The 6,706-nt window shown below is 71.1% G+C and carries 7 protein-coding genes; 1 reads left to right on the top strand and 6 read right to left on the bottom strand.

The features are described 5' to 3' along the window. Positions 1–68 precede the first annotated feature (68 nt). The 6 genes from ABDZ66_RS12345 to ABDZ66_RS12320 all read right to left on the bottom strand — a co-directional run bounded on the left by ABDZ66_RS12345 (position 69) and on the right by ABDZ66_RS12320 (position 5,344). Positions 69–542 (bottom strand): YceI family protein, encoded by a 474-nt coding sequence (locus ABDZ66_RS12345; RefSeq protein WP_343759338.1) that lies wholly within the window; start codon positions 540–542, stop codon positions 69–71. A 341-nt stretch (positions 543–883) separates the two neighbouring features. Then, positions 884–1,618, bottom strand: coding sequence for a cytochrome c biogenesis CcdA family protein (locus ABDZ66_RS12340; protein WP_343759336.1), 735 nt, complete (start codon positions 1,616–1,618; stop codon positions 884–886). A gap of 3 nt (positions 1,619–1,621) precedes the next feature. After that, positions 1,622–2,017, bottom strand: a complete 396-nt coding sequence (locus ABDZ66_RS12335) for a thioredoxin family protein (RefSeq protein ID WP_343759334.1) — start codon at positions 2,015–2,017, stop codon at positions 1,622–1,624. A 104-nt stretch (positions 2,018–2,121) separates the two neighbouring features. Further along, positions 2,122–3,354: a YncE family protein gene (locus ABDZ66_RS12330; RefSeq protein ID WP_343759332.1), complete on the bottom strand. Its 1,233-nt coding sequence runs from the start codon at positions 3,352–3,354 to the stop codon at positions 2,122–2,124. Beyond that, positions 3,342–3,980: an RNA polymerase sigma factor gene (locus ABDZ66_RS12325; protein WP_343759329.1), complete on the bottom strand. Its 639-nt coding sequence runs from the start codon at positions 3,978–3,980 to the stop codon at positions 3,342–3,344. Before ABDZ66_RS12325 ends, ABDZ66_RS12330 begins: the two co-directional genes overlap by 13 nt. Before the next feature lie 59 nt (positions 3,981–4,039). Further along, complete coding sequence (locus ABDZ66_RS12320) at positions 4,040–5,344, bottom strand: hydroxyacid-oxoacid transhydrogenase (protein WP_343759326.1); 1,305 nt, start codon at positions 5,342–5,344, stop codon at positions 4,040–4,042. A gap of 189 nt (positions 5,345–5,533) precedes the next feature. Here ABDZ66_RS12320 and ABDZ66_RS12315 point away from each other — a divergent pair, with 189 nt between their 5' ends. Then, positions 5,534–6,451 (top strand): aldo/keto reductase, encoded by a 918-nt coding sequence (locus ABDZ66_RS12315; protein WP_343759324.1) that lies wholly within the window; start codon positions 5,534–5,536, stop codon positions 6,449–6,451. Positions 6,452–6,706 lie beyond the last annotated feature (255 nt).

Raw genomic sequence — 6,706 nt, 5'->3', positions numbered from 1 at the left:
ACCTCCAGCGCACACCGGCGATGGCGATTGGGCTGACCGATCGCGTTTGGACGCTGCGAGCGTGGCTGTCACGGCCTCAAGGCGTTCCCTGTCGGGCATAGTTCCAGCCAACTACCTTTCACGCCGAAGTCGCTGAGTTTCACGCTGAAGCCCACACTGACAGCCAGCGCGTCACCGGCGATCCGGGACGCCCTGGTCAGGTCGTTGGCGGGGGTCAGCTTGACGCGGGCGGTGCTGGTGACGGTGCGCGTGACGCCGTTCATGGTCAGGGTGCCGGTCACGCGGTGGTTGTCGCCGCTGACGTACTGCACGCGGGTGGATTTGAAGGTGATAGCGGGCATCGTGTCGAAGTTGAACCAGTCGGCCGAGCGCATGTGCCCGTCACGCAGCGGCACCCTGCTGCTGAGGCTGGCGCCGTTGACGGTCAGATCGGCGCTCCCGGTCCGGGCGGCCGGGTCGAAGATCACGGTGCCGCTCACCTTGCTGGTGACGGCCGTGAAGTTCCCGATGTCGGTCTCGTTCTCCGCCGTGACGAGGTTCACGTGATCGAGCGGCGCAACGCGGTATGTGGTGGGCGCGGCAGGGGCGGAACCGAGCAGCAGGGCGGGCAGAAGCAGCCGTGAACGCCTGGTGGAACCTCCGGGTGAATGGGGGCGTCGGGACGCAGGGCAGGGGAGAGACCGGGACTCTGAATATCGATATTCACAGGAACGCCCGGACAGACGTTTCGGTGGGGTTTCCTCGGTGCAGGCAGCTCCTGCCGTCTTCGGAATATCGATATTCAGGGCGGACACGGGAAAAGGCAGGCAGGGTGGTCAGGCAGAGCGGCCCACCTGAATATTGATATTCACAACCCTGCCGGTACCGCAACGGTCGATCAGGCTCAGGGAAGCTGGCGTTGCAACTGCCGCTGCACGGCGTCCGATTCTTCAAGGAAGGTCAGTTGCTGCAGGGCCGGCAGACGCTCGACGAGCAGGGTCTGTACCTGACGGTCCACGCCGAACACCATGCCGATGGCAAACACCACGAGCACCGCGCCGAACACCTGTTGCAGCTGCCCCAGGCGGCCCAGCAGCGCCGGGCGGTGCAGCAGCCGGCGGCCACCCAGCATGACGCCCAGCATGGGCACGGCCACTCCCAGCGCGTAGGCCAGGGTCGCGGCGAAGGCGAAGCCCGTCACCTGACCGCTCAGGGCCAGGGTGGTCACGCTCGCCAGGATCGGGCCGACGCAGGGCGTCCAGACGACCCCCAGGGTCACGCCGACCAGCACGCCACCCAGGAAGCCGTCACGGTCGCCGGGGCGGCGCTGCGGCAGCGAGCGGCTCATGGCCAGCTCGAAGCGGTGCTGCAGCGCCGGGACGGCCAGGGTCAGGCCGAAGCCCAGCAACAGCGCGATGGCCACCCAGCGGATCAGGTCGGGGCTGAGGTTCAGGGCACTGACCACGCTCGCCAGGAACAGCGTGAGCAGCACGAACGACCCGATGAACCCGGCGATGATCCCCAGCGGCCGCCCGCGCCCACCGACCGTGCCCGACAGCAGGACCGGCAGGACCGGCAGGACGCAGGGCGACAGGACCGTCAGGACGCCCCCCAGGAAGGCCACGAGCAGCAGCAGCACGCCTCACTTCCGGGTGTTCGCGAGAATCTGGTCGAGTTTGCCGCCGGCCCACTTCTTCAGGGCCTTGCCGTCCCTGTCGACCAGGACGAAGGTGTGCTGGTACGTGATGCCGTACTGCTTCTTCAGGGCGCCTTCCCTGTCGTAGTCGGTCTTGAAGATGGTCACGCCGGCCGGCACACGCGCGAGGTTCCCCGCGATGTCCGCGTCGGCGGCGCGGCAGTTCGGGCACCACGAGGCCGCGAAGAACAGCACGCGCTGCGTTCCCCGGGCGGCGTCGAAGGCGGCCCTGGTGTAAGGCTGGTACCGGGTCGTTGCCGGGGTCGCCTTGGCGGCAGCGGCGGCAGGAGCGGTCAGGGTGGCGAACAGGGCGGCGCTGAGCAGGGTAACAATACGGTTCATGTTGGACCTCCACTGCTGGTACGGACGGCAGGCTCCGGAGGTTCAATGGGCGCGACGCGGCTCGGTGAACGGCCCGGAGGGCGGGAGACGCCAGCCAGAGGCCGTCAGGGACGCGCCGGAAGGAGCTGACCCTGCTGCCCGAGATGCACGGTGGTGTGCAGGTCGGAGTCCAGGACGCGCAGGCCCCGGCTGCCCTCGGCGACGGCGAAGGTGCCGCCGGGCAGGGCCAGGACGTCCATCGGGTGCTCCAGGGTCATCTGCGTGACGGCCCCGCCCCCCAGCGGCACGCGCGTGACGGTCCCGGCGCGGTCGCTCAGGAGGGCCGCCCCGCCGCTCACGCTGAACTTGTCCGGGTGGCCCGGCACCGTCCAGCGTTGCCGGATCTCGCCGGCCGTGCTGACCCGCAGCAGACGGCCCGTCACGTCCAGGACCAGCAGGTCACCCTCGTAGGGGGCCAGGGCGACCGGCATGCCGCCCAGCGGCAGGCGGCGCTGCACGGCCAGGGTGTCCGGGTCCAGCGCGCACACCTCACCGGACAAGTGGTGCGTGACGAACAGCTGCCCGCCGAACAGCAGGACGCCGTCCATCACGTCCGCCAGGGGCTGCCCGGTCTCGCGGGCCAGCGTGACCTGCGGGCCGCCCAGCACGCCCACCTCGCCGCGCACGCCCTTGAAGTACACGCGCGCCCCGCCGGGACCGCTGACGGCGCTCAGACCGGCCACGCCGTCCGGGACACGGTGCTGGCGTAACACCTGCAGCGGCCAGGCGCGGACCTCCAGCACGCGGTCGTTCGCGGCGTCGGCCAGGAAGACCCGGTCGCCCAGGCGCACGCCCTCGGTGAACCACGGCGTCTGGCGGCCGCCGACGGTCAGGCTGGCCCGCACGTGGTCGCCGCGCAGCACGGTCAGCGTGCCGCTGCGGTCGTTGCTGGCGACCAGCATCTCCGCGCCGGTACTGACGACCACTGCCGGGTCCGGCAGGACGCTCGCCACGCCGCCCGACTGGTTCAGGAAGGCCGTGAAGGTGAGCGCGCCCGTGAGCATCGCGGCGGCACTCAGCGCGGCCGGCCACCAGCGGCGACGCCACCCCGGTGCGGCCGGCCGGGCCGGGGCGGCGTGGGCCGCGGCCAGCACCGCGCCGCGCAGTTCCGGTGGGGGCGCGGCCTCGGGGATGTCCTCCAGCAGCGCGAGTTGCAGGTCGCGCAGCAGCTGCAGGTCCGCGCGGCAGGCCTCGCAGCCGCGCAGGTGCGCCTGCTCGTCGGCGGTGAGCGGAACGCCCTGCTCGACGTGCGCTTCGAGGCGCGCGGCCAGGGGGGTACAGTCGGTCAGTCCAGCCATGCGCCGCCCTCCTGTCCCAGGTGAATTTTCAGGTGCTTCAGGGCGTAGCTCAGGCGGCTCTTGACGGTTCCGACCGGCACGCCCATCGCCTGCGCGATCTCCTCGCGGGACTGCCCGCGCAGGTAGGCGCGCTCCACCGTCTCCCGGTGCGTGTCCGACAGGCCCGCCAGGGCCGCGCGCAGGCGGTCGCGGCGCGCGCCGTCCTCGCTGAGTTGCGCCGGGCCGGGCCGCCCGTCCGGCAGGGGCAGGTCCACGCCGTCCCCGGTGTGCAGCGGCACGGTCGTCCGGGCCGCTCGCAGCCGGTCCAGCGCCCGCGAGCGCGCCATGACCAGAAGGTACGCGCGCAGTCCGGCCCGCGCCGGATCGAAGGCCGCCGGACGCTCCCAGAGCCGCAGGAACACGTCCTGAAGGACCTCCTGCGCGGTCGCGTGATCCAGCAGCCGCGACAGCAGTCCGAAGACGGCGCCCGCGTGGGTGTCGTACGCCTCGGCCAGGGCCGCCTCGTCCCGCCGGACCAGGCGCGCCGCCAGCGCCGCGTCGGACGGCGGCGCGGGCAGCGGCTCCTCCTCCGCAGACGGGGTGGAACGCAGGGAGAGGGGAGAGAGGCGGGCCATGACCGTGGTCATACCTACCATACGCGGCGCGGGGCGCGCCGGTTCAATGCGGGCCACGAAGGGGACGCCGGTCACCAGTTGTGCAGCGACTCCCGGAAGATCCGACCCAGGTCCTCGCGGCTGGGCGCACGCGGCGCGACCGCCAGCAGCCGCTGCTGTTGCAGCGCCCCGTCGGTCAGGGCGGGAATGTCGGCCTCGCCGTAGCCCAGCGCCGCCACGCCGCTGGGCGCCCCCACGTCCCGCATCAGGTCCAGCAGCGCCTGCGGGAGCGCCTCGCGGTCGTCCGGGGCGTAGGTCCGGCCGGTCAGGAAACTGGCGGCCTGCACGTGCCGTTCCGGAGCGGCGTCGAAGGTGAAGCGGAACGCGGCGGCCGAGGTGACGATCACGGAGAAGCCGTGCGGCACGAACCGCTTCTCGCCGGGGTAACCGGGGTCGCGGTAGGTGTGCCGCAGTCCCGCGATGGGGTACGCGCAGGCGTGTGGGATGTGAACGCCGGCCGACCCGAAGCCCACGCCGGCCATGGTGGCGCTCAGCATCATGAACCCGCGCGCCTCGGTGTCGCCCTGCACGGCGCGGCGCAGGAACTGCCCGCCGTAGCGCAGCGCCTGCGCCGACCAGAGGTCCGCCACCGGGTTGCTGCCCTGGTAGGGGGGCCGCTCGTCGGGCGTGGCGGGGCGCGGGCGGCTGGTGTACGGGCGGCTCAGGAAACTCTCGGCCGCGTGACACACCACGTCCAGTCCGGCGGCGGCGATCACGGCGGGCGGCGCGCTGCGGCTCAGTTCCGGGTCCACGAGCGCCTGCGACGGCCGCAGCAGGCGGTGGCTGATGCCGGTCTTGATGTGCAGTTCCGGCAGGTCCAGGATCGCGACGGTCGTCGCCTCGGACCCGCTGCCCGCCGTGGTCGGCACCGCCAGGAACGGCCGCAGCGGCGACGGTGGCCGCCGGCCCGCGCCGACCGGGGGGTTCACGTACTCCATGATCTGACCGCCGTGCGTGCACAGCAGGTTGGCGACCTTGGCGGTGTCGATGGCGCTGCCACCCCCGATGGCGGCGAAACTGTCGGCCCCGGCCGCCCGCGCGGCCTGCACGGCCCGCTCGACCGCCGCGATGGACGGTTCGGTCTCCACGTCGCTGAACAGCGTCACCTGCAACCCGGCGGCGTCCAGCGACGCCAGGGCCGGTCCCGCCACGCCCAGCGCCAGCACGGCCGGGTCCACGACCACGAACACGTGCCGCGCGCCCAGCCGCTTCAGTTCCCAGCCGGCGTCCAGCGCCGCGCCGGGACCGAACTTCACGGGGGTGGCCTCGATGGTGAACAGGCGTTCGTGCGCGTCAGGCGCGTCACCGGGAGCGGCGGGCAGGGCAGGGTGCGTCATGGAACCTCCGGGATAGTGGGGGGGCGGGCAGCGGTGTGAATGCCCGTACCGTAGCGCACCGGGCGGGACGGGCGCGACCGGGATGTGGAGGAATCGTCCTCGCAGTAGGATCAGCGTCCGTGGGGGCTGTGACGGCCCCGAACGAGTTCTTCGTGCTTCTGTCCCCCCGTCTCTCTGTTGGAGGTCTTCATGCGTTCGATTCCCCTTGGTAACAGCACCCTTCAGGTTCCCGTCGTCGCGGTGGGCTGCATGCGCCTCAACTCGCTGGACGCCGCCCAGGCGCAGCGGTTCGTGCAGGGCGCCCTGGACCTGGGCGCCAACTTCTTCGATCATGCCGACATCTACGGCGGCGGCGAGTGCGAGTCCGTCTTCGCGGACGCCGTGGGCATGAGCCCCAGCGTGCGCGAACGCCTGATCCTGCAGAGCAAGTGCGGCATCCGGCCCGGTATGTTCGACTTCAGCCGCGAGCACATCCTGGCGTCCGTGGACGCCATCCTGGGCCGCCTGCGCACCGACTACCTGGACGTGCTGCTGCTGCACCGCCCGGACGCGCTGGTGGAACCCGACGAGGTCGCCGCCGCCTTCGACCAGCTTGAACGCGAGGGCAAGGTCCGGCACTTCGGGGTGTCCAACCAGAACCCCCGCCAGATCGACCTGCTGAAAAAGAGCGTCCGGCAGCCGCTCGTCGCCAACCAGCTGCAGCTGAGCATCACGAACGCCACCATGATCACCGCCGGGTTCAACGTGAACATGGAAAACGACGCCGCCGTGAACCGCGACGGGGGCGTCCTCGACTACTGCCGCCTGCATGACATCACCGTGCAGCCCTGGTCGCCGTTCCAGTTCGGGTTCTTCGAGGGCGTGTTCCTGAACCACCCGAAATTCCCGGAACTGAACGCCACCCTCGAGCGCATCGCCGCGCAGCACGGCGTGAACACCACGACGGTCGCCATGGCGTGGCTGCTGCGCCACCCCGCCCACATGCAGCCCGTGACCGGCACCACCAACCTGGAACGCCTGGGCGACTGCGTGCGGGCCGCCGACGTGCACCTGACCCGCGAGGAGTGGTACGCCATCCTGCTCGCGGCCGGCAACACCCTGCCCTGATCCCCCTGCTCCGGACGCCGGACCCCCGGGAAGCCGCTCTGCCCGGCAGTTCTGCGGGTCTGTTCGGGTCAGGGAGGCTGAGGACATTCCTCAGCCTCCCTGAACACCACTGATCACACGGATTCCGTTTGTTTCGCTGACCAAGAGTTTCCACTTCCCTGCCGATGTCGTGTCACGCGGCCTTAAGCAGGAGTCCGTCCTGCTCCATCCCGGTCAGGACGTACTTTTCAGCATTCTGAGCTGCCTGCCGTTGTG

The organism is Deinococcus depolymerans (genome assembly GCF_039522025.1).
Taxonomy (GTDB): Bacteria; Deinococcota; Deinococci; order Deinococcales; family Deinococcaceae; genus Deinococcus; species Deinococcus depolymerans.
The sequence above is the reverse complement of the archived record's forward strand: the minus strand, read 5'-3'. Positions and strand labels throughout refer to the sequence as shown.